Genomic DNA, 20,685 nt, shown 5'->3' on the forward strand with positions numbered 1-20,685 from the left:
ATCACTCCAATTTGATAGGTCGATTTTCTCGCATAGAAGTATACGCGGCATCTGCTAAAACGATGGATTTAATACCGTCTTCACCACTTATAGGCACGGGATATTCGTTAATTAAGGCCTTTACGAAACTTTGCATCTCGTTTAAATAAGATACTTTATATCTATCAACGAAGAAGTTCAGATTCACATCTGAATGAGATCCCTGGGCATCGGATTTGGTTACGTTTGTCATCAATGGGTTCTTGACCTGTAACATTCCTTTCGAACCGAACACCTCCAACCGTTGATCGTAACCATAAACTGATTTTCTGCTATTCTCAATTACCGCTGTAGCCCCATTTTCAAAACGTAAAAGCACGGTTGCGGTATCAATATCACCGGTCTCTCCTATTGCTGAGTCGACCATACAACTTCCGGTAGCAAAAATTTCAGTTACTTCGCAACCCATGATAAATCGAGCCATATCTAGGTCATGAATAGTCATGTCTTTAAACAATCCTCCAGATTGTCTAATATAGTCGATTGTTGGCGGTGCGGGGTCTCGACTTATTATATGTAGATTTTGGATATTTCCAATCTTTCCATTGCCCACTTCCCTTTTGATCTTGGCGAAATCAGGGTCGAATCTTCTGTTGAATGCAACCATCATTGACACATTCTTTTCTTTGACCTTGGCTACAACCTCCTTTGCCTTTTTTAGGGACAAGTCAATCGGCTTTTCGCAGAAAATTGCTTTCCCGGCCCCAGCTAACCGAATAGCGTATTCAGCATGTGTATCACTTGGGGAGCAAATTAGAACTGCATCGATTTCAGAATTTTCCAAAATGACATTGATATCGTCAGACATAATTTTTACACCAAACTTTAATGCATAATCTTGGCCTTTTTTCGAGGGATTTACCACTGCAACAACCTCGACCCAATCGATTCTTGTACTTAAGTTTTCCAAGTGAATCTTGCCAATCCTGCCCATTCCGATAATGCCTATTTTGATACTATCCATGAACTAAATGTAGGTATCGTCATTGAGTATTCCAAAATCACTAAGAACATTGAAAATACTTTTCACTCAAGGAGGTTTTATATTGATGACCAATGAACTATTTAATAATTTTTCTTACCATAGTGTAAATACAAAAGAGTAATTTTATTTTTTATCTAATCTCTATAGGTTGATTTTGGGGTTTATACAATTCACAAATGCTTAAAATCAATTGAATTAAAAGTGATATGATAATTGGACCAAACAGATTTATTACACTTCCAAAAAAATTAGTCAAAATGGAATCTATATTTATAATTCGTCCGAAGACTTAAATAGATAGCATATGATTATTTTGTATTTAGACCTTCCCATAACTTGATTAAATGATTTTTTCAACTACAATATTTTTATTCTTTGTTGTCATAATTTTTTCGGTTTACTGGGGATTATTGGGATTAGTAAAGGACGAGAGTAAAAGGCTTAAAGCAAGAATATTGTTTTTGCTTTTGGCATCATACTACTTTTACATGTCCTGGAATCCAACTTTCATTGTATTAATCCTCTTTTCTACCCTTGTAGATTTTTATGCAGGAAAAGAAATCCATGCGACAAAATCACAACGGAAAAAGAGGTTTCTATTAATTATAAGTTTAGTCGTAAATCTTGGTTTTTTAGCTTATTTCAAATACACCAACTTCTTCTTGGATTCCATAAACCAAATTTCAGGAATTGTTTCTGAAAATGGTGGAACCAACTTCTTTCTAGACATTGTTTTACCAGTTGGGATTTCGTTTTACACTTTTCAGTCTTTATGTTATACAATAGACATCTTTTATGGCAAAATGAAACCCTCCAAGAACATTTTTGAGTTTTCATTGTATATTTCATTTTTCCCTCAATTAGTTGCTGGCCCTATTGTCAGAGCTAGGGACTTCATTCCACAATTAAAAAAGAATACATTTTTTACAGATATTAATTTTCAATTAGCTGCAAACTATTTTATAATGGGCCTTGTCAAAAAGGTCCTAATCGCTGATAATATTGCTCCAATTTCAGATGCTCTTTTTTCAGACCCATCTCAATATGGTACTTTGTCTACATGGGTAGGAGTCATGGCATACTCTATTCAGATTTACTGTGATTTCTCGGGCTATTCTGATATGGCGATTGGCGTTGCTGCTTTATTTGGATTCAAGTTAATGGAGAACTTCAATATGCCATATACAGCCTCAAACGTTACCGATTTTTGGAGAAAATGGCACATTAGTTTATCTACTTGGCTTCGAGATTACTTATTTATTCCTTTGGGAGGTAGCAGGGGCAAGGAACAGACGTATTATAGAAATCTAATGATAACAATGTTGTTAGGTGGTCTTTGGCATGGTGCCAGTTGGAATTTTGTAGTATGGGGTGGGTTACATGGTCTCGCGTTGATCGCACATAAATTGTATAAAACCCATGTTTCAGCCAAATTTCAGTTTGGAAATTTAGCCTCATCAGTTTACCGACTTGCATCTTGGGCTGTTACAATGGTTTTTGTATCTGCAACCTGGGTATTTTTTAGGGCTCAAACCTTTAGCGACTCTTGGAGCATTATCAAAAATATGTTCCTTTTCAAGAAATCTATTGACTATCAAATCCCCATCGAGTTTTTGTTACTTCTGCTAATAATGGTTATTGCTCATTACTTCGGCGTTAGATTCTTTAATAAAATTGAACAGAATAAAAATCACGTTTTTAGTAATCCATATATACAAGCGGCTATTTGGGGTTTAGCAATGTTTATTGTATTACTATTTGGTCAAGATGACAATCAGGCCTTTATCTATTTTCAATTCTAACAACCATGAAGAAGGCACACAAATTATTCTTAATTCAAATTTCGGTGGCTGTAGTCCTATTTGTTGTCCTAGCATCTCTAACAAAAACCTTCTTTTATAAAGACGAGAATATCAAAGGCTATTTAGCCATTAATGACGGAGTAAAAGAAATGGCAGGTACTTCTAGTGATTTTTTAGATACTTTAATTGTAAGAAATGATGTTACTTTCGATCCAACTAGCGGTAAGGAATTAGAAAGGGTTTTTAAGCATCTTAAGTATTCGAATAAAGAAAAATTCTTGTTCGTTGGATCTTCACAACTTCGTGTTATTCAAGGTGAGAACACTTCAGTTTCGTATGAAAGTTTAGTTACCAAAAAGTTCGAAAAATTTTCCAATGGTCGATTTCAAGTTTATAATTTGTCCTTAGGAGGAATGAGCAACCCCGAAAAGTTAATTGTATCTAAGAAAGCATCCGAGGTGTTGAAACCTGAAAATGTTTTGATATCCGTTACGCCATGGGATTGCCTCTTAGATAAAATCAGACTAGGTGTTACTACTATCGAAAATCAGAAATTTACCAATCGTCCGAACCTTGTTGAAGATTTAGAATATGCCGAAAATGATTTACTTTTTCCTTTAAATGTAAATCAGAAAATTACTGAGAGAATTGAAAATACCATTGATAAAAGCTTGACGATTTACTCCAAAAGAACAGGAATTAAACAATGGCTAAATGATGAATTCGAAAAGGCTATAAACCCAACCAATGATTCATTAGATAACACAAATGAAGTTCCAACCTCTTCAATAGCAGACTATTGGTTGACCCTACACCAAGATTTGGACAATAGATTTGGCTGGGACAATAAGGTCTACAAAACAGGGAAACGCTCGCTAAAAATAGTCAATGCGGAAGGTAAAAGGGCCAGATGGTTGGGCACCCCAATCTCTTTAGAAATACCAACAGAAACTTTTGAATTCGAGGGATGGAGTAAATCAGATAGTGTTACTGTTAGTAAAACAGGACTATACGCAATAGATTATCAAATAACATTTATAGATGATACCAAGCAGTGGTATCTCGATAATTTAATATTCGAAAATGGAACGCATGATTGGGAGCAAGTAAAGACCACGGTGACTTTTGATAAAAAGGTTAAAACCATAAAACCTGTTTTAATGTTTTTTGAGGGGAAAGGAACCGTTTGGTTTGATGATATAAAAGCTTTTCCAATTATTGATGGTATAAAAAGTGAAAATATTATACCCAACCCTAGTGCAGAAATTGAACTAACAGAAAGACAAGATACCTCGTATACATATAGCGAGGAAGAATGGGTTAAAATACGAGAAAATATCTTTTCCGTAATCGATTATTTATCGTCTAATCAGGCCGAAAATAAGTATTTGTTGCTCACCCCATTCTGGCACACTGATAAAAAATCAGCCTACCCTCAAAAAGCAGAATATGAAAATCTTGTAAATGCAGTTAAGCAGTACTGTGAGCAAAAAAATGTGAAATGTATTGATGCCTCATATATTTTAAACGAAGATGACTTTGGAATCTACGCGGCTGGATCTGTGCGAGATAAAATAGATGTTTTGCACTTTGGTGTTCGAGCTCATGAAGAGCTGGCAAAATTTATAATTGAAAAATTAAATTAAGAATAGTCATTGCAAAGAAGAAAAGGTCTTCAACACTTAAAGCGCCACAGATAACCTAGTCGGTATTTCCAGCAATTTCTTAGAAAAAATGAAGAGTAGCCCCGGCAAGAATCGAACTTGCATCTAAAGTTTAGGAAACTTCTATTCTATCCATTGAACTACGGGGCCAAAAAATGATGGAAAAGCTAAAATAGAATTTTTTAGTTATTGGTAAAAATTAGTCCCAACTAATTCAACTTGTACTTTATCATTGTGCAAATCTTAACTATCTTAAGGTTCTAAATCCAAGAGAACCAAATGACCCTCTCCCCTTGGGATATCGGAATTGTAATTGCCTATGTCGTCGGTGTACTTGCCCTCGGTTTTTACCTTTCCAAAAAGTCATCGAAAAATCTAGAGTCCTATTTCCTTGGAGGCAATGAATTACCATGGTACTATCTCGGCCTAAGTAATGCTTCCGGAATGTTCGATATTTCGGGAACGATGTGGAGTGTTGGTATTCTTTTTGTCTATGGGTTGAAAAGTGCTTGGCTTCCGTGGCTTTGGCCTGTATGGAATCAGGTTTTTGTCTTCGTCTATCTCGCCATTTGGATGCGGCGTTCCAATGTCATGACGGGTGCAGAATGGATAACCTTCCGTTTCGGGGATGGAAAAGGGGCCAAACTCTCTCATATTATCATCGTTATTTTTGCCGTAATCAGTGTTCTAGGATTTATAGCTTACTTCTTCGAAGGAATCGGAAAATACTGCACCGCTATTCTCCCTTGGGATATGGCTTTTGAATTCCTAGGTTATAAAGTTTCATCGGCCCGAAGCTATGCTTTGATTGTTTGTGGACTGACTTCTTTGTATACCGTCAAAGGAGGAATGCATAGTGTGGTGGCTACAGAAGTAATGCAGTTCGTTATTATGACCATTGCCTGTATTGGAGTGGGAATTGTGGCGTATACCATGGTCACTCCGGAACAGATTGCCACGGTGGTTCCTGAAACATGGGATAAACTTTCGTTCAGTTGGAATCTTGATTTGGATTGGAGCAATTCGGCCTTTCCCCAAGTAAACGAAAAAATAGCCTCTGACGGATTTGACCTATTCGGTTTACTATTTATTATGATGGTTCTCAAAGGTGTTTTTGCTTCGATTGCAGGGCCCGTACCCAGCTATGACATGCAACGGGTTCTAGCCACACGAACTCCTGCTGAGGCAGCAAAAATGAGTTTTTTAACTGTTTGTGTCTTATACCTTCCCCGTTATTTTATGATTATCGGTTTTGCCCTTTTAGCACTGGTCTTCCTTGGCCCCGAATTAACCGCAATGGGTGATGCCATCGACTTTGAGCAGGTACTACCGATGGCTATCAACAAGTTTCTTCCGGTAGGATTAAAAGGTCTAATGTTGGCAGGTTTTCTTGCCGCCTTTATGGGTACATTCGCTGCTTTTGTCAATTCCGCTCCAGCCTATATCGTTAATGATATTTATAAGAAATATATCAATCCCGGTGCTCCCGATAAAAAGTTGGTAAAATTGAGTATTATCTATTCTTTGGTTTTGGTGATGGTTGGTATCATCTTCGGGTTCAATGCAGGTTCCTTGAATACATTGATTCTCTGGTTGAGTTCCTCACTTTATGGCGGATATGTTGCAGCCAATGTTTTAAAATGGATATGGTGGCGCTTTTCAGGAAATGGTTATTTCTGGGGGATGCTCTTCGGATTAATAGGTTCTACAGTAAAGTTTATCTTCTTCCCGAACTACGTCGACATTTTTGTATTCCCATTGATTTTTGCCTTCGCTTTCTTAGGATGCATTATTGGAACTTTCTTGGAACCGTTGCCCAACAAAGAACAGGTGAAACGGTTCTATAAACAAACCAACCCTTGGGGGTTCTGGGGGCCGATAAAAAAGGAGGTTATGGCAGAAGATTCCAGCTTTGTTCCTAACTTAGATTTCAAACGCGATACATTCAACATCATCGTCGGAATTGTCTGGCAGATGGCACAAGTGGTTATACCTATGTATTTTATGCTACGACAGAATACCGAAATGGTTATCTGGAGCGGTATTTTGATTCTTACGAGTGTACTGTTGAAAAAATATTGGTGGGATAATTTGAAAGAAATTGAGAACTAAATGCAAATAACAGGAACCTTTCTAGACGAAATCAGCCACGATATACCACATCAAAATTGGGGTGCCAAAGAGTGGGATGCCGATTTTGCCCACATGAAAAAGATGGGTATCGATACCGTAATTTTGATTCGTTCCGGATATCAAAGGTTTCTGACGTACCCCTCGTTGTATTTGTTAAATCAACAAGGTTGTTTTGAACCTCCTGTTGACTTGGTGAAGCTCTATCTAGAATTGTCAAACAAATATGGTATGACATTCTATTTCGGCACATATGATAGTGGTAAATATTGGGAGACAGGAGATATGCGGCATGAAATCGATGTCAATCTTCATGTTATTGAAGAGGTTTACAAAATCTATGGTCATTACAAGAGTTTTGGCGGATGGTATTTAAGCTTGGAGTTAAGTAGAAAGACCAAATGGGCAATAGATTCCATCACCAAATTAGGGAATCAGTGCAAAGCTGTCAGTGATGGCTTGCCCGTTCTAATTTCCCCATGGATAGATGGGAAAAAAGCCGTTTTGGCTTCTACAAATCAAGTCACAAAAGATGCATCGGTCTCGCTAAATGAACACGAAAAAGAATGGAATGAGATTTTTGATGGCATCAAAGAAAGCGTAGATATGGTCGCCTTTCAAGATGGTCATGTGGCTTATGGAGATTTAGAAGATTATCTGAGATTGAACAAAGCCTTAGCAGATACACATGGACTCATATCTTGGACAAATTCCGAATCGTTTGACCGCGACATGCCGATAAAATTTCTTCCCATTAAATGGGAAAAACTATTGTTCAAACTTGAGGCTGCTAAACGTGCAGGTTGTGAAAAGGCGATTACGTTTGAATTTTCACATTTTATGAGTCCACTGTCGGCTTATCCGCAGGCAGGACATTTGTACAATAGATATATGGAGCACTTTTCAAAATGAAAAAATACGCTGAAATATACGGAAACGAATTGCTCAATGAGGTCATTCCCTTTTGGGAAAAATATTCCCTAGACAAAGAATATGGTGGCTATTTTACATGTCTTACTGAAAAGGGTGAAATTTATGATACCGATAAGTTTATTTGGTTGCAAGCACGACAAACATGGCTCTTCTCATTGCTATACCAATTGGTACAAAAAAAAGAAAGTTGGAAAAAAATAGCTTTATTGGGCGCAGATTTTTTAAAAAAGTATGGCCGAGATACAAATGGAGACTGGTACTTTTCTTTAAACCAACAAGGACAACCTTTAGTACAACCGTATAACATTTTTTCGGACTGTTTTGCAGCCATGGCCTTTGGGAAACTAAATGAAATTGATCCGAAAAGTGAGTATGCAGAAATTGCAAAATCCACTTTTGAAAATATTCTGAGAAGGCAGAACAATCCGAAAGGGAAGTACAACAAAGTGTATCCCAAAAGTCGAAATCTTCAAAACTTCGCACTACCCATGATTCTTTGTAATCTTTCTTTGGAATTGGAACCCTTATTAGGTTCTGAAAGGGTTTCCGAGGTAACCGACTCCGTTATAGATTTGGTCATGAATACCTTTTACGATAAGAAAAGTGGACTCGTTTTAGAAAATGTTTCTGCCCAAGGGGAATTCGTTGATAATTTTGAAGGTCGTTTGTTAAATCCGGGTCATGCTATCGAAGCCATGTGGTTTATTATGAATCTGGGTATTCGAAAAAATGATTCTGAATTAGTTGAAAAAGCAGAAAAAATCATGTTTCAACAATTGGATCACGGTTGGGACGAAAAATACGGAGGTATCTTCTATTTCATGGATATCAAGGGTCATCCCCCACAACAACTAGAACATGACCAGAAACTCTGGTGGGTGCATTTGGAAACTCTTGTAGCTCTGGCTAAGATTTACGCATACAACCAAAATCCCAAAGCAGCAGAGTGGTTTAAAATAGTACACGACTACTCGTGGAATCACTTTCGAGACAAAGCAAACGGTGGCGAATGGTACGGATATCTCAATCGGCAAGGAGAGGTCAGTTTGAACCTCAAAGGAGGTAAATGGAAAGGTTGTTTTCATGTTCCAAGAGCATTGTTGGAAGTTTGGAAAACACTCGAAAAAACAGAAAGATGAAAAAGCTATATTTCTCTTTTCTCACTCTTTTGATAATCTATACTGTTTCGGCTCAGAAGGAAGTAGACATTTTGATTATTGGAGGTGGTGCTGGCGGAACCTCAGCTGGCATTCAATCAGCGCGAATGGGCGCCAAGGTTCAAATCATAGAGGCTACGCCATGGCTCGGTGGAATGTTGACTTCAGCCGGAGTATCAGCAATAGATGGCAACCATGAAATGCCATCTGGAATTTGGGGAGAGTTTCGCCAAAAACTGCGAGACCATTATGGCGATGCAGAAGCTTTGGCCACAGGTTGGGTGAGTCATACGCTGTTTGAACCTTCTGTAGGCAATCAAATACTTCAGGAAATGGCTACCATTCCCAATCTGGACATTGCTTTTAATGCCATGTATACAAATATAGATAACGACGGAGACGGTTGGTCCGTTACCTACAAACAAAAGGGAAAGACCTATACTACCAGAGCAAAACTTCTAATGGATGCAACGGAAATCGGAGAATTGCTTCCCCTTGTTGGAGCTGATTTTCGTCTCGGGATGGATTCCCAATCAGATACTGGCGAAAAAGAAGCTCCGGAGACTGGGAATTCCATAGTTCAAGACTTGACTTATGTACTAATCCTAAAAGATGTTTCAGGAGATTCCCGCCTTCGCGGGAATGACAAAAAGGGTTTGGTGAAAAAACCTAAGAATTACGACCCTAAAGCTTATGAATGTGCTTGTAAAAGAGAAAACGGGGAAATGTTTAATGCAGTTTCCAATTGTCAGCAAATGCTGAATTATGGTAAACTACCCAACAACAAGTACATGATGAATTGGCCCAATTGCGGCAATGATTTTTATCTGAATTGGCCTGAACTGAATGCAAGCAAAAGAAAAGAAAAATTAAAAGAGGCCAAAGCCTTTACACAAGGATTCGTCTATTATATTCAAAACGAACTCGGGTTCAAAAACCTAAGGGTAGCCGAGGAGTTTCCGACCAAAGATAATTTTCCGATGATTCCCTATGACCGTGAAGCACGAAGAATTAAGGGCAAAACATTTTTGACCGTAGACCATCTCGAAAAACCTTATGATTTCGACCTCTATAAAACAGGAGTCGCAGTAGGAGATTATCCCATCGACCACCACCACGATAAAAATCCTGATGCGCCTGAAATCGAATTTATAAATATCAAGGTACCAAGTTACAATATACCTCTCGGGAGTTTGATTCCGGAAAAAGTAGAAAATTTCATAGTTGCTGAAAAAAATATCAGTGTATCGAATATCGTAAACGGAGCCACCAGACTTCAGCCAGTAGTATTAGGTATTGGTCAAGCTGCAGGCACTTTGGCAGCAATGTCCGTAAAAGAAGATAAAAAACCCTCTGAAGTTTCTGTTCGTAAAGTTCAAAACGCGTTGCTTGAAAGCAATGCGTATTTGATGCCCTTTATCGATGTTAAAAAAGAGGATGACGGTTTTGCAGAAATGCAGCGTATCGGGGCGGCTGGAGTGTTAAAAGGTTTTGGGGTTCCCTATAAATGGGCCAATCAAACTTGGTTTTATCCAGAACGAATCGTTTCGGAATATGAATGGAAATCAGGGATGTTACCCTATTATCCTGAACTTGAAAAAATTCCTGCCTCAGGTAAGGCGATTACGCTTGAATTTCTTCATGCCGTAATGAACGAATTAGACGGGTTTGCTTCCTATTCAGGACTTGTTAAAGATTGGTTTGATTTTTACAAAACAAAACCCTTTGATGTAAAAGCTCCACTAAATCGGAGAAAGGTGAGTATTATCACGGATCAAATCTTTAATCCGTTTTCTATGGAAATTGATTTTGAAGGAAACCTCAAGACAGACTAATCCGTGAACAAACCAGGAAGCCAAAGCGATATTTCAGGAATTAAAGTAACTAAAACCAATACTCCCAAACTCACCAATAAAAATGGAAAGCCAGCTTTACTAACCTTTCCAATGGAAACTTTTCCGATACTTGATGCCACGAAAAGGCAAACTCCAACTGGTGGTGTTGTTAGACCTATAATCAAGTTCAATACAGCAATTACAGCGAAATGAATAGGGTCAACATCTACAGCAATTGCAACTTTCAATAAAATTGGAAACAGAATTAGTAATGCAGCAATGGTTTCCATAAAAGTGCCGACAGCTATTAGTAACAGATTAATCAACAAAAGAACGACATACTTGTTAGAGCTAAAACCCAGTATCTCACTGGATATCGTTTGTGGAATATGTTCTGTAATTAAAATATATCCAAATAAATTCGCGAAGCCGACCAAAACCATTAATGATGCGGAAGTCTTCATCGAATCGAGAATCACAACCTGCACATTCTTAAAGTTCAACTTTTTATAAACGAAACGACCCACTACCAAAGCATACAAAACTGCCACAATCGAAGCTTCCGTTGGGGTAAAGATGCCCCCAATAATTCCGAAGAGAATGATAAAGGTCATTAATAATGACCAGAATGTATCTACAAAACCGCGAGCAACCTGGCCAAAACTGCTTTTGGGATGCTTGGGATAATTCTTTTTTCGAGCAATGAAATAGGCCACGACCATCAAGCCAACTCCCAATAACAATCCTGGAATGGCTCCCGCCAAGAATAACTTCCCAACGGAAAGTCCGCTTAAAGTAGCCGCAATAATCATGGGCACACTAGGTGGAATAATTGGCCCAACCGTTGAGGATGCCGCGGTTACGGCACATGAAAAATCTGCATCGTAGCCTTCCTTTTTCATTGCCGGAATCATCACCGAACCCATACTTGCCGTATCGGAAATTGCGGTGCCCGAAATACCTGCGAACAACATTGAGGCTCCAATATTCACTAGCGAAAGTCCACCTCGAATATGACCCATCAAATGATTGCAGAACGAGATTATCTTTTCAGTCAACCCACCCTGATTCATAAGATTTCCGGCGATTATAAATCCCGGTATACTCAATAGTACAAAAACATCAATGCCCGAATACATTTTCATAGGCATCAAAATTAACGGAATTCCAGCACCGATTAAATAAACCAAGCATGCCAGCCCTAAAGCAAAAGCTATGGGATACCGAAGTACGAGGGCAACTACGAATACAATTACGAGAATCCAAATCATGTGCTTTTCCTTTTAAAAGCTTTTACAATTTTATGCCAGGCATAGTAACACAAGGTTGACCCAATGATGAACATACTAAAAAATGACACACCCATATTGAATCCCATACTTGGTGATTTTTCTATCATTCCTAAGCTTACGAATTGTATTGAATAGAAAGCGAAAACAGCAAATAATAGGAATATAACTATAGGAATAGATTTATCTAGGAAAGTCTTGAGTTTTGGACTAAACCTATTGTAGAAGGCATCAAGGGCTACATAATAGTTTGATGACTTTAGGGCGAGTCCGGAAGCAAAGGAAATGGCATAAATAAAAAGTATACGCGATGCTTCCTCCGTCCACGAAGGCGTTTCAAACCAAGAAAAGCGACAGATAATCTGAAGCAAAACCATGGCAATCAAGCCCCAAGTACTGACAAGGGTACCAACCTTAAGAATTTTACCTATTGCTTTTCGCATGTGCTTCTTGTTCGCGTTTCAATTCGTGATATATTTCTTGCATCTCGGGGGATAAACTATCATATATGGCTTGCTCGCACTTCTTGGCAAATGCTTCGGTATCCACTTCTATCAATTCCATGCCTTTGTCCTTCAAGACTTGCTGTATTTTTTTTTCGTTTTCCAAAAAAAGGTCATGCTCATACTTCTGCATTTCCCTACCAGCTTGAATAACAAGTTCTTGAAGGTCAGGAGGTAATTTCTGAAACTGCTTTTCACCAATTACAGCATAGACCCAACTTATCACATGCCCTGTGAGATTTACATATTTCTGTACCTCAGCAAAACCCCCATTATTAATCATGGCAAAGGGATTTTCCTGTCCTTGAATAGTTCCCTGCTGTAAAGAGGTGAAAACTTCGGAAAATGCCATAGGCGTTGGTTTTGCACCCAGCGCACTCCATGTAGTAACAAAGGAGGGAACATTGGGAACCCGCAAAATCATTCCATTTAGGTCATCAGGATGTCGAATTGGTCTATTGGAAGTCAAATGCCTCGGTCCACGTTCAAAATGACACAAGGCCCGGACTCCTGCTTTCTCAATCATTTCCGTCTCCATCAATTTACCCACGCGACCATTGATATATAGGTTCATATCGGTGGAATCTTTCATCAAATAGGGAAGCTCACAAAAGGTGGCTACCTCAAACCAATTTGTCAAGGTGGAACCGGTGGTGGTTATATCAATAACCTCAGCTTGAATCAAGCGAATCGCTTCAATCTCCTTCGCCAACTGTTCCGAAGGGTACAATTGAACTTCGATACGTCCCTTGGAGCGTTCTTCTAAAATTTGTTTGAAATAGTCAAAGGCTTTATACCAAGTATGGTCTTCCTTGACAATAATTGCTGTTCGAAATAAGAATTCAGGTTGGTTGGCCTCAGGTTTACAACCTATAAAAAGTAGTAGCACAAAAGCCGTACTGCAAAAAGTAAGCAGTAGACTCCTTCGATTCTTTTTTATTGGGACTTTTCCATCCATCCTATTCGTAAACCTCAACAATCATTTCGACTTCAATAGCAATGTTGCTTGGAAGTGCCCCCATTCCAACGGCGGCTCTGGCATGTTTTCCCTTATCCCCAAAAACGGCCACCATCAAATCGGAATACCCATTAACCACTTTGGGTTGGTCTGTGAAATCGGGCATGGAATTCACCATTCCTTTTACCTTGACAATACGTTTCACCTTATTTAGATTGCCCAACTCGGCCTTCAAGACAGAAAGTTGATTGATTCCCGTAATGCGAGCTGCTTCATATCCCTCTTCAATGGTCAGGTCGGCACCTAACTTGCCCGTAATATTTTCGCCATCTGCTTTTCGGGGTCCTTTACCAGCTAGAAAAATCAAATTCCCTGTTCGGACCGCATTTACATAATTAGCGACAGGAGCCGAAGGAGTACTTAATTCAATACCTAGTTCTTGAAGTTTAGCCTCCGGATTGTAATTTGGGTCAATGGCTTCTTGAACTTCTTCGGTTACTTTTTCTTCTTTAACTTCCTTGACTTGATTACATGAAAAAGCAAGTAAAAGAGCAAGGCATAAATAGATTTTATTCATAATATTTGCGTTTGGTTATTGACAATTTAGACGTTTTCAAGAACTTCCTTTACACGTTGCGCAACAATTCGTTCTTGACCGAGTTCCATCATCCAAGTGGTAATCCCTACTTGTTCTTTGTTTCCGACCGTTTCTATGGATGGATGTCCATCCCGTAATCGTTTACGCATTTCGTCTGTGGATATACCCACTTCCTTTTCATCCCATCTAATATACAAACTAGGAACATGATTCGCATGTGGAGGCACATGAATTTCGGTTTTAACTCCTTTTACAGAAAGTGCGCTGTCGCTGATTAATTTGATTTGACTTTCCCAAAGTTCCCATTCCTTTTGGTGATCTCTAGAAAGATAAAGCTCCAAGGCTACCATCATGCCCAGGACTTCTTCCTTATTTACTTTCATCCCACGTGCAATAGTGGTTCCCCTTGGTGGAGTGTGTAATCTTGCGGCTTCAATGTATTCTCTTTTTCCTAATAGCAAACCGGCACTCTGGGGACCTCGAATTCCTTTTCCTCCTGAAAAACAAACCAAATCAAAGCCTAACTTCGTAAACTTAAAAAGGTTTTCTACCGGAGGGACGTCAGCAGCACAATCGATAAATGTCGGAACATTAAGTTTTTTTCCCAAGGCAACGAATTCCTCCCATTTGATTTCACCATTATCCGTATTGGCATTTAAAAACCAAAGCATGGCTGTTTTATCATTTACGGCCTTTTCCAGTTCTTTTGCAGTTTCGATTTCCACAATATTCGCCCCCGTATTTATAAGTGCATGGGTATACCCGATGGAATGTCCTTTTTGAACAATGACCTCATCTTTTAATCCAGTAGTATCAGGAAGCTGAGCGACCTTTTTTTCATCCATTCCACACATAATCCCTGCGAGACCAATAGTCATTGCTCCAAAAGCACCTGATGTTACGGTGGCATATTCGCAATCCAGCAACTCTGCAATTCGCTCACCTACCTTGTCATGAAGCTCATCTAAATTGACATATTCGGTTGCACCGTAGCTAATGGCATCGGTTACTTCTTTGTGCATGAGAGAACCCGTCATTGAAGTGTAAGTCCCCGCTGCATTGATAAAAGTGCGCAGACCCAATTCTTTGAAAAAATCCCGGCCAGCCTGTTCTAGGAATACTTCCTCAGATGCCTTTGCGGTCAATAGACTTGGCCCGAACATTCCCCCAACAAGGGGAAGCGTCGATACTATTTTTAATGCTTTTCTTCTACTAGTGCCCATAATTAAATGTTTTATTGTCATTCCCGTGAAGACGGGAATCTGTTTACCGTTATATTAATCAACCGCTGCAATACAGTCCATTTCTACCAGTGATTTCCCTGGAACTCCACCATAGGTAGCCACTGTTGTTCGTACTGGCGGATTTTTTCCAAAACGTCCACGAAATACTTCGTTCATTCCTTTGTAATCGGCAAGGTCAGCTAGGTATACATTTACCTTCAGAACCTGTTCCATAGAAGAACCGTTTGCTTCCAATCCTTTTTGAAGTTCCTGTAAAACAATTTCAGTGTGTGCTTTGATTTCGTAGGGTTCTACATGTGCTCCTTTTCCAGCAATGTAAAGTGTATTACCATGTTTTACTGCTCCTGAGAAAAGAGGAATATCTTGATCCATTACGATATCGCTAGCTTCTTTTATTGGGGTTTTTGATTTATTCTTAGTCATCGCATTGGCCGAACCAATTCCGAACAATGCCGCTATACCCATTCCTATTTTTTTGAAGGATGCCCTTCTTGTTGTTTTGTTTTCCATATTGTTCATTTTCTAAGTTGTTTTACCACATTCGTTTTTTAAGAAGTTCTTGTATTTGTGCTTTCGGAACAGGAAGATCATCGATATGGTCATTCAGCCATTTTGAAAAATCTTTTTCGATTTCCTCTGACCATTTATTATCAATTTGCCCTGGAGTATATTTTCCCTCCTTTAAGCGAGTTATACCAAATAAATCACGTAAACGGACAACCTCTGAGGTCACCACCACTTTTTCCGCCAAATGAGCGGGGATGAACATAACGCCTTCTTTCTTCCCTAAAATAATATCCCCAGGCAGAACGGTCGCGGCTCCAATACGAATAGGCGAATTAATACTTAACAACATCACTTCCGTCAAAAATGATGGATGCCATTCCCTTACGAATACATTGAAACCTTCAATTTCCGAAAGCCCCTCTTGATCCCTACTAGAGGCATTAAAAACCACGCCTGTTTTTGATTTGGCATAAATTGCATTTCCTAAATTGTCACCTATCAAAGTGCCGTCTACAATTTTCCCAAAGCCGTCAGCTACATATACATCTCCCATTTGAAGCATGTCGATTGGCCAGGAGTTTGTATTTCCAATTTGGCCATCGGCCTTACCCTTCTTTTTAATTTGGTCTGATACATCGGGGCGATTAGGCATATATTGAACGGTAAGTGCACGACCAACTACGGGAACGTCATCATGTAAGGGTTCCCAACCCCCTTCAAATTGATTGTGATATCCTTCGTTTCTTAAAACGCCCCAAGCTTCCTCAATGGCAACTTCTTTCATTCGTTCCAAAATATCGTCAGCTACTTTGGGCCTTCCATCTTCAAAACGTTCTCCCTCCCATTGGGGTGTTAAAAAAATAATTTGTTCTTTGGATGCGGTTTGAGAGGCTGCAAAATTGCATCCAACAAAAAACAATACCATCAAATTAATAAATCGCATAGGTTCTCTTTTTTTATTTTATTCTATTTATCCCATGATTCGGAGGCCAATCCATTTAAATCATAGACCACTTTTCCATCTCGAATGGTGAGTTCGCATTCCAGTTTTTTATTCCCTTTCATTCGTTTTCCCTTTGTATCGATAAAGCCAAAATCACCCGCTCTTTGATTCAAGATAGTTATGTCGGCAACAGCCCCTACTGACAAATGCCCTAAATCTTCCCGTTTGATAATCTTTGCAGAATTCCATGTTGTGGCAGCAAGTACTTCGTTAAGCGGCATATTCAGATTTAGAAATTTTGACATCACATTGATAATATCTTTCATGCCGCCATTCATACTTCCTGTATGAAGGTCGGTACTTATTGAATTCGGTTTGAACCCTTGTTTCATTGCAGGAACAACTTGTTCAAAAAGAAAGCTTCCCCCACCGTGACCTACGTCGAAAATAATTCCTCTTTTTTGGGCGGCCCATGCAAAATCCTCTACTTTACCTTGCTCATTTACAATAGGGGTTCGTCCATTTACATGTGCATATGCGTGTGTAAAAATATCACCAGGACGAAGCTTTTCCATAAATAATGTTTGAAGGGATAGTTCAGGCTCACTCCCTCCAAAGTCAACCATGATAGGTATATCCGCCAATTTACCGGCCTCAACGGCCCTTTCGGTCGGAGTCCAATCAAAACCACTAAAGTGCGCCAATTTGACCCCAACTATATGTTCGGGAAATTGCTTGGCCACCATCGCAGTGAGTTTAGGGTCCATGTCGGCAATATTCTGTTCAATCGCGCCTCCTTTCATTCCAGAACCGATAATATTCAAAAAAGAAAGTACTCTGGTTTTGGACCGATCAATGACATTTTCTTTGAATGTTCTAAAATTGCGCCAACCGGCACCCCCAACATCGACAATTGTTGTTACTCCACTTCGAAAACTGAATCCATCAGGTGGAAGGGCCGTAAAACTATTGCTCAAGTACGCATTCGGTTCAGTCCCAAAAAAGTTATGGCTATGAATATCCAATAACCCAGGTGATACAAACAAGCCCTTTGCATCAATCACTTTAGAGGCCTTCGAAGCAGGTATAGCTGTTTCTACTTGTGCAATTTTTCCATCCTTTATCGCAACATCGATGACTTTGTCGATTCCATTCTTGGCATCTATGACATGTCCGTTCTTGATGAGAATATCAAACTCCTGCGCATTCAAAAAACAGGAAAAAAGCAATGCTATCATTAAAAACCAACTGGTAAATCTATTTTTGTTTTCCATATTTTATCCCATTAAATACAATTATTCTCCTACCGTCACGGGGATTTCGGTATTCTTTTCTTCTAGGTCACTTCTTCGACTGGCAACCTCATCGCTTTTGATGGCACTCGCATCATTTCCAAAATTAGCGCGTATAAAAGTCAACACATCCGCGATTTCAGTATCGCTTAAAAAACTATGCTGTGGCATTACTCCGTTGTAGGTCTCTTCATTGATTTGCATTTCACCTTCCATACCTTCTAAAATAATGTCAATCAATCGTTCTTTATCACCACTAACCCAATCGGTATTTGTCAAAGGCGGGAATCTTCCTGTAGCTCCCCCTCCATCTTTTTGATGACAGTTCGCGCAATATGTATTGTAAACAACTTCGCCTGGTGAATTTGCTTCTTGTGCTAAATCATCTTTTACTTTATCAGGAGTACGCACGTGAGTTTCCAATTTCCGCTGCTCCATTTGTGCAAGTTGTGCTTCCCCAAAATTATTTTTATCTCCATCAAAGGTGATTTTCCAAATTCTACCCTTAACAGAATCCGAAATGTACATAGCTCCATCTTTGTCGAAAGCGATTCCCATCGGTCTTAACTTGGCGTCTTTTACACTTTCAATGGGGTCAACTCCCGCGAAACCATCGGCAAAAACTTCCCAATCACCGCTGGGGTTTCCATCTTTAAAAGGAACAAAGGCAACAATATAACCTGACTGCGGATATGGCGCACGATTCGTAGACCCATGAAAGGCGATAAAAGCACCATGCTTATAGCGTTCGGGAAACTGGTCTCCCTCATAAAATACCAAATCATTTGGTGCCCAATGCCCTGGAAAACCAATTAGCGGGTCATCAAATTCAGCGCATCGACCAATTATATCGCCATCGCCCCCATATTCGGGAGCCAAGACTTTTTTGCCCTTGATTTGATCATAGTAACAATAGGGCCATCCAAAGTCAGAACCTTCGGTTACTCGTATAAATTCCTCAGAAGGCAAAAGAGCACTTTCCCAAGGACTGAATCTATCAGGAAACAATCGCAATAAATCATCGCGACCGTGCATTGCGATATACAGGTTTTCATCAACAGGGTTCCAATCCATGGCCACTACTGAACGGATTCCTGTGGCATATTTATACCCATCCTTTTGGGTCTGTCCTAGGGTATTCGCATCGAAGCGCCAAACGCCACCATGATGTTCAAGTTGAGGGCAAGGGTCCATACCAGGGGCCCCTGGAGTTCTTTTCGGGTCTTGACAAGCATTTGACGGAGCACCAAAAGGCACATATAAGTTTCCTTTATTATCAAAGGCGATAGGCTTACCGATATGCTCATGCTTACCATGTTCATGGTCGTCGGTTACAACAACTTCCATCTCGCCATCTGGGACCATACTTCCAGGTTTTAGCTTGTAACGATAGACTACGAGTTCTGAACTAAAGTACATATAGCCATTGTAGATTCGCATGGCCGTGGCATAGCTCCATTTTTGTTTTGACCTATAGGCTCCGAATTTTTCAATATCATCTGCCCTGCCATCACCATCGTTGTCCTTGAGTGCTATAATTCCAGCTTTATCATGTGACTCCCTCAACTTTCCATAGAGCACTCCGTCATCTGATATAGCCATATGACGTACACGCTCTTTTACCTCATCAACCATAATGACTGCATTGAAATTATCAGGAAGCAAAAGACCGCCATTCGGAAGTTCTGGAGAACACCCAAAAAGTAAAAAGATAACGAAGAGTATAGGGAATCTTCGCAGATAGGTTTTGGTCATCATGCTATCTCAATCTTAGAGTTAGTCTTTGTCTTTAATCAAATACAGACATTGTTGTAGGGGCATTAAATGACTGCCATTTGAAGGTCGTTGGGGGGAATAAACTAATGCTTTAAGGTAATCCACTTTTGTTGAAAAAACAAGATTTAATTTCAAAATGTGTACGAACACATTTTTCAAAGCACCTAATTATCAATGGAATAAATTTACAGGAAGCTAATTCGTTATTCGAAGACAAGTGAACCGAAATATTCAGGGCGGTGAAAATCGGGCGTTTCAGTACCAACGGCATTCCAACTTAGGTAGTGACGTTCTGAAGTCCGGTCGCCACATTTGTAAAAATTAGCTCTGGTTTTGAGTCCTTTTAGCTGAATTCCTTCATCGGCATTCAAAATGGAAGCGGGAATAATTATAGTCATCTCCCAGGAATGGCCACCCGTTCTTTCCGCAAAGGGTTCATTCCCTAATGAGGAAGTAATTTCAATATGCTCTTTTATCTTTTCCTCATCCACAAATTGGCGCGCTCTCCTTCCAGGGCCATAGGCCAAATGAGGCATTCCAATACAGCTGAATTCAAAATTGTAATAATTGCCATCAGCTTTTGGGTCAAAAAAGAACTCAACACAACTATCACCAGCGACACCACCATTTATGGTATCGACTTGAGCGAGTATATTCTCTTCGGTTACATAATATTTTAACCAAATCTGGTTATTGGCATGTGCGATTCTGAAATCAGCCTTTGGGGTATAGGAAAAGGTATCCCAGTTGATAATATTGATGGAATGGAGTTCCGTCTGCTCCTCAAGTAGTTCAGAAACCTGAGATAGTGTTACGTTTTTATCCGTTATGATTTCCTTTACCTTCAATTCTTTCGGTGCTTCGTTTTGTGCATTGCAACTTGCAAATATTAGGAATAAGAAGAATAGCAATGACCTCCTTTTTTTCAACATATCAGTTAAATTGGTTACTCCTACTGAGAATATGGCCTCCCTACTAATTTACGTATTCTTTCGTTTGCGTTGGTTTTTTTCCGTCCCAATTAAATTCG

General features: G+C 39.4%; 17 protein-coding genes and 1 tRNA gene. 6 read left to right on the forward strand and 12 right to left on the reverse strand.

From position 1 onward, the window contains the following. Position 1: 1 nt before the first annotated feature. Positions 2-1,003: an inositol 2-dehydrogenase gene (gene iolG / locus FEE95_RS03785; RefSeq protein ID WP_138656494.1), complete on the reverse strand. Its 1,002-nt coding sequence runs from the start codon at positions 1,001-1,003 to the stop codon at positions 2-4. Positions 1,004-1,512: 509 nt separating this feature from the next. Between iolG and FEE95_RS03790 the strand changes: the two genes are divergently transcribed. After that, positions 1,513-2,826, forward strand: coding sequence for an MBOAT family O-acyltransferase (locus FEE95_RS03790; protein WP_171036971.1), 1,314 nt, complete (start codon positions 1,513-1,515; stop codon positions 2,824-2,826). Between the two features lie 5 nt (positions 2,827-2,831). After that, the gene (locus FEE95_RS03795) at positions 2,832-4,472 is read left to right on the forward strand and encodes a hypothetical protein (protein WP_138656496.1); all 1,641 of its coding nucleotides are present in this window, start codon (positions 2,832-2,834) and stop codon (positions 4,470-4,472) included. Between the two features lie 96 nt (positions 4,473-4,568). Here the strand turns inward: FEE95_RS03795 and FEE95_RS03800 are convergent. After that, positions 4,569-4,640: transfer RNA gene (locus FEE95_RS03800), tRNA-Arg, on the reverse strand. A gap of 129 nt (positions 4,641-4,769) precedes the next feature. Between FEE95_RS03800 and FEE95_RS03805 the strand changes: the two genes are divergently transcribed. Genes FEE95_RS03805 through FEE95_RS03820 form a run of 4 tightly spaced genes read left to right on the forward strand, consistent with a single transcriptional unit; the run spans position 4,770 to position 10,545 of the window. Continuing rightward, complete coding sequence (locus tag FEE95_RS03805; protein ID WP_138656497.1) at positions 4,770-6,602, forward strand: sodium:solute symporter family protein; 1,833 nt, start codon at positions 4,770-4,772, stop codon at positions 6,600-6,602. Further along, on the forward strand, positions 6,603-7,532 hold the full coding sequence (locus FEE95_RS03810) for a DUF4434 domain-containing protein (protein ID WP_138656498.1): 930 nt from the start codon (positions 6,603-6,605) through the stop codon (positions 7,530-7,532). Then, positions 7,529-8,692: a n-acyl-d-glucosamine 2-epimerase gene (locus FEE95_RS03815; protein ID WP_138656499.1), complete on the forward strand. Its 1,164-nt coding sequence runs from the start codon at positions 7,529-7,531 to the stop codon at positions 8,690-8,692. The genes FEE95_RS03810 and FEE95_RS03815 overlap by 4 nt, the downstream gene beginning before the upstream one ends. Continuing rightward, complete coding sequence (locus tag FEE95_RS03820) at positions 8,689-10,545, forward strand: FAD-dependent oxidoreductase (protein WP_138656500.1); 1,857 nt, start codon at positions 8,689-8,691, stop codon at positions 10,543-10,545. Before FEE95_RS03815 ends, FEE95_RS03820 begins: the two co-directional genes overlap by 4 nt. Here FEE95_RS03820 and FEE95_RS03825 read toward each other — a convergent pair. From FEE95_RS03825 to FEE95_RS03870, 10 genes are all read right to left on the reverse strand, one after another. Next, the gene (locus FEE95_RS03825; RefSeq protein ID WP_138656501.1) at positions 10,542-11,816 is read right to left on the reverse strand and encodes a TRAP transporter large permease; all 1,275 of its coding nucleotides are present in this window, start codon (positions 11,814-11,816) and stop codon (positions 10,542-10,544) included. The genes FEE95_RS03820 and FEE95_RS03825 overlap by 4 nt on opposite strands. Next, positions 11,813-12,277: a TRAP transporter small permease gene (locus FEE95_RS03830; protein WP_138656502.1), complete on the reverse strand. Its 465-nt coding sequence runs from the start codon at positions 12,275-12,277 to the stop codon at positions 11,813-11,815. Before FEE95_RS03830 ends, FEE95_RS03825 begins: the two co-directional genes overlap by 4 nt. Beyond that, entirely contained in the window at positions 12,258-13,295 is a 1,038-nt protein-coding gene (locus FEE95_RS03835; protein ID WP_138656503.1) for a TRAP transporter substrate-binding protein, read from the reverse strand. The genes FEE95_RS03830 and FEE95_RS03835 overlap by 20 nt, the downstream gene beginning before the upstream one ends. Before the next feature lies 1 nt (position 13,296). Continuing rightward, the gene (locus FEE95_RS03840) at positions 13,297-13,872 is read right to left on the reverse strand and encodes a RidA family protein (RefSeq protein ID WP_138656504.1); all 576 of its coding nucleotides are present in this window, start codon (positions 13,870-13,872) and stop codon (positions 13,297-13,299) included. A 26-nt stretch (positions 13,873-13,898) separates the two neighbouring features. Beyond that, a complete protein-coding gene (locus FEE95_RS03845; protein ID WP_171036972.1) occupies positions 13,899-15,116 on the reverse strand; it encodes an aminotransferase class V-fold PLP-dependent enzyme in 1,218 nt (405 codons plus the stop codon). A 54-nt stretch (positions 15,117-15,170) separates the two neighbouring features. After that, positions 15,171-15,656 (reverse strand): RidA family protein, encoded by a 486-nt coding sequence (locus FEE95_RS03850; protein WP_238474495.1) that lies wholly within the window; start codon positions 15,654-15,656, stop codon positions 15,171-15,173. Between the two features lie 13 nt (positions 15,657-15,669). After that, complete coding sequence (locus tag FEE95_RS03855; RefSeq protein WP_138656506.1) at positions 15,670-16,587, reverse strand: RraA family protein; 918 nt, start codon at positions 16,585-16,587, stop codon at positions 15,670-15,672. Positions 16,588-16,610: 23 nt separating this feature from the next. Then, on the reverse strand, positions 16,611-17,861 hold the full coding sequence (locus tag FEE95_RS03860) for an amidohydrolase/deacetylase family metallohydrolase (protein WP_238474496.1): 1,251 nt from the start codon (positions 17,859-17,861) through the stop codon (positions 16,611-16,613). Between the two features lie 21 nt (positions 17,862-17,882). Continuing rightward, on the reverse strand, positions 17,883-19,637 hold the full coding sequence (locus tag FEE95_RS03865) for a PQQ-dependent sugar dehydrogenase (protein ID WP_138656507.1): 1,755 nt from the start codon (positions 19,635-19,637) through the stop codon (positions 17,883-17,885). 221 nt (positions 19,638-19,858) lie between these two features. Beyond that, complete coding sequence (locus tag FEE95_RS03870; protein ID WP_138656508.1) at positions 19,859-20,587, reverse strand: carbohydrate-binding family 9-like protein; 729 nt, start codon at positions 20,585-20,587, stop codon at positions 19,859-19,861. Positions 20,588-20,685: the final 98 nt, after the last annotated feature.

This window comes from Maribacter algarum (ex Zhang et al. 2020), from assembly GCF_005885635.1.
Lineage (GTDB): Bacteria > Bacteroidota > Bacteroidia > Flavobacteriales > Flavobacteriaceae > Maribacter_C > Maribacter_C algarum.

Excerpts from the sequence above, each read along its gene's own strand:
- FEE95_RS03860 (WP_238474496.1), bottom strand. The coding sequence starts at position 17,861 with ATGGAAAACAAAAATAGATTTACCAGTTGGTTTTTAATGATAGCATTG.
- FEE95_RS03820 (WP_138656500.1), top strand. The coding sequence starts at position 8,689 with ATGAAAAAGCTATATTTCTCTTTTCTCACTCTTTTGATAATCTATACT.
- FEE95_RS03835 (WP_138656503.1), bottom strand. The coding sequence starts at position 13,295 with ATGGATGGAAAAGTCCCAATAAAAAAGAATCGAAGGAGTCTACTGCTT.
- iolG (WP_138656494.1), bottom strand. The coding sequence starts at position 1,003 with ATGGATAGTATCAAAATAGGCATTATCGGAATGGGCAGGATTGGCAAG.
- FEE95_RS03870 (WP_138656508.1), bottom strand. The coding sequence starts at position 20,587 with ATGTTGAAAAAAAGGAGGTCATTGCTATTCTTCTTATTCCTAATATTT.
- FEE95_RS03830 (WP_138656502.1), bottom strand. The coding sequence starts at position 12,277 with ATGCGAAAAGCAATAGGTAAAATTCTTAAGGTTGGTACCCTTGTCAGT.
- FEE95_RS03845 (WP_171036972.1), bottom strand. The coding sequence starts at position 15,116 with ATGGGCACTAGTAGAAGAAAAGCATTAAAAATAGTATCGACGCTTCCC.
- FEE95_RS03840 (WP_138656504.1), bottom strand. The coding sequence starts at position 13,872 with ATGAATAAAATCTATTTATGCCTTGCTCTTTTACTTGCTTTTTCATGT.
- FEE95_RS03805 (WP_138656497.1), top strand. The coding sequence starts at position 4,770 with ATGACCCTCTCCCCTTGGGATATCGGAATTGTAATTGCCTATGTCGTC.
- FEE95_RS03855 (WP_138656506.1), bottom strand. The coding sequence starts at position 16,587 with ATGCGATTTATTAATTTGATGGTATTGTTTTTTGTTGGATGCAATTTT.
- FEE95_RS03795 (WP_138656496.1), top strand. The coding sequence starts at position 2,832 with ATGAAGAAGGCACACAAATTATTCTTAATTCAAATTTCGGTGGCTGTA.
- FEE95_RS03825 (WP_138656501.1), bottom strand. The coding sequence starts at position 11,816 with ATGATTTGGATTCTCGTAATTGTATTCGTAGTTGCCCTCGTACTTCGG.
- FEE95_RS03790 (WP_171036971.1), top strand. The coding sequence starts at position 1,513 with ATGTCCTGGAATCCAACTTTCATTGTATTAATCCTCTTTTCTACCCTT.
- FEE95_RS03810 (WP_138656498.1), top strand. The coding sequence starts at position 6,603 with ATGCAAATAACAGGAACCTTTCTAGACGAAATCAGCCACGATATACCA.
- FEE95_RS03850 (WP_238474495.1), bottom strand. The coding sequence starts at position 15,656 with ATGAACAATATGGAAAACAAAACAACAAGAAGGGCATCCTTCAAAAAA.
- FEE95_RS03815 (WP_138656499.1), top strand. The coding sequence starts at position 7,529 with ATGAAAAAATACGCTGAAATATACGGAAACGAATTGCTCAATGAGGTC.
- FEE95_RS03865 (WP_138656507.1), bottom strand. The coding sequence starts at position 19,637 with ATGATGACCAAAACCTATCTGCGAAGATTCCCTATACTCTTCGTTATC.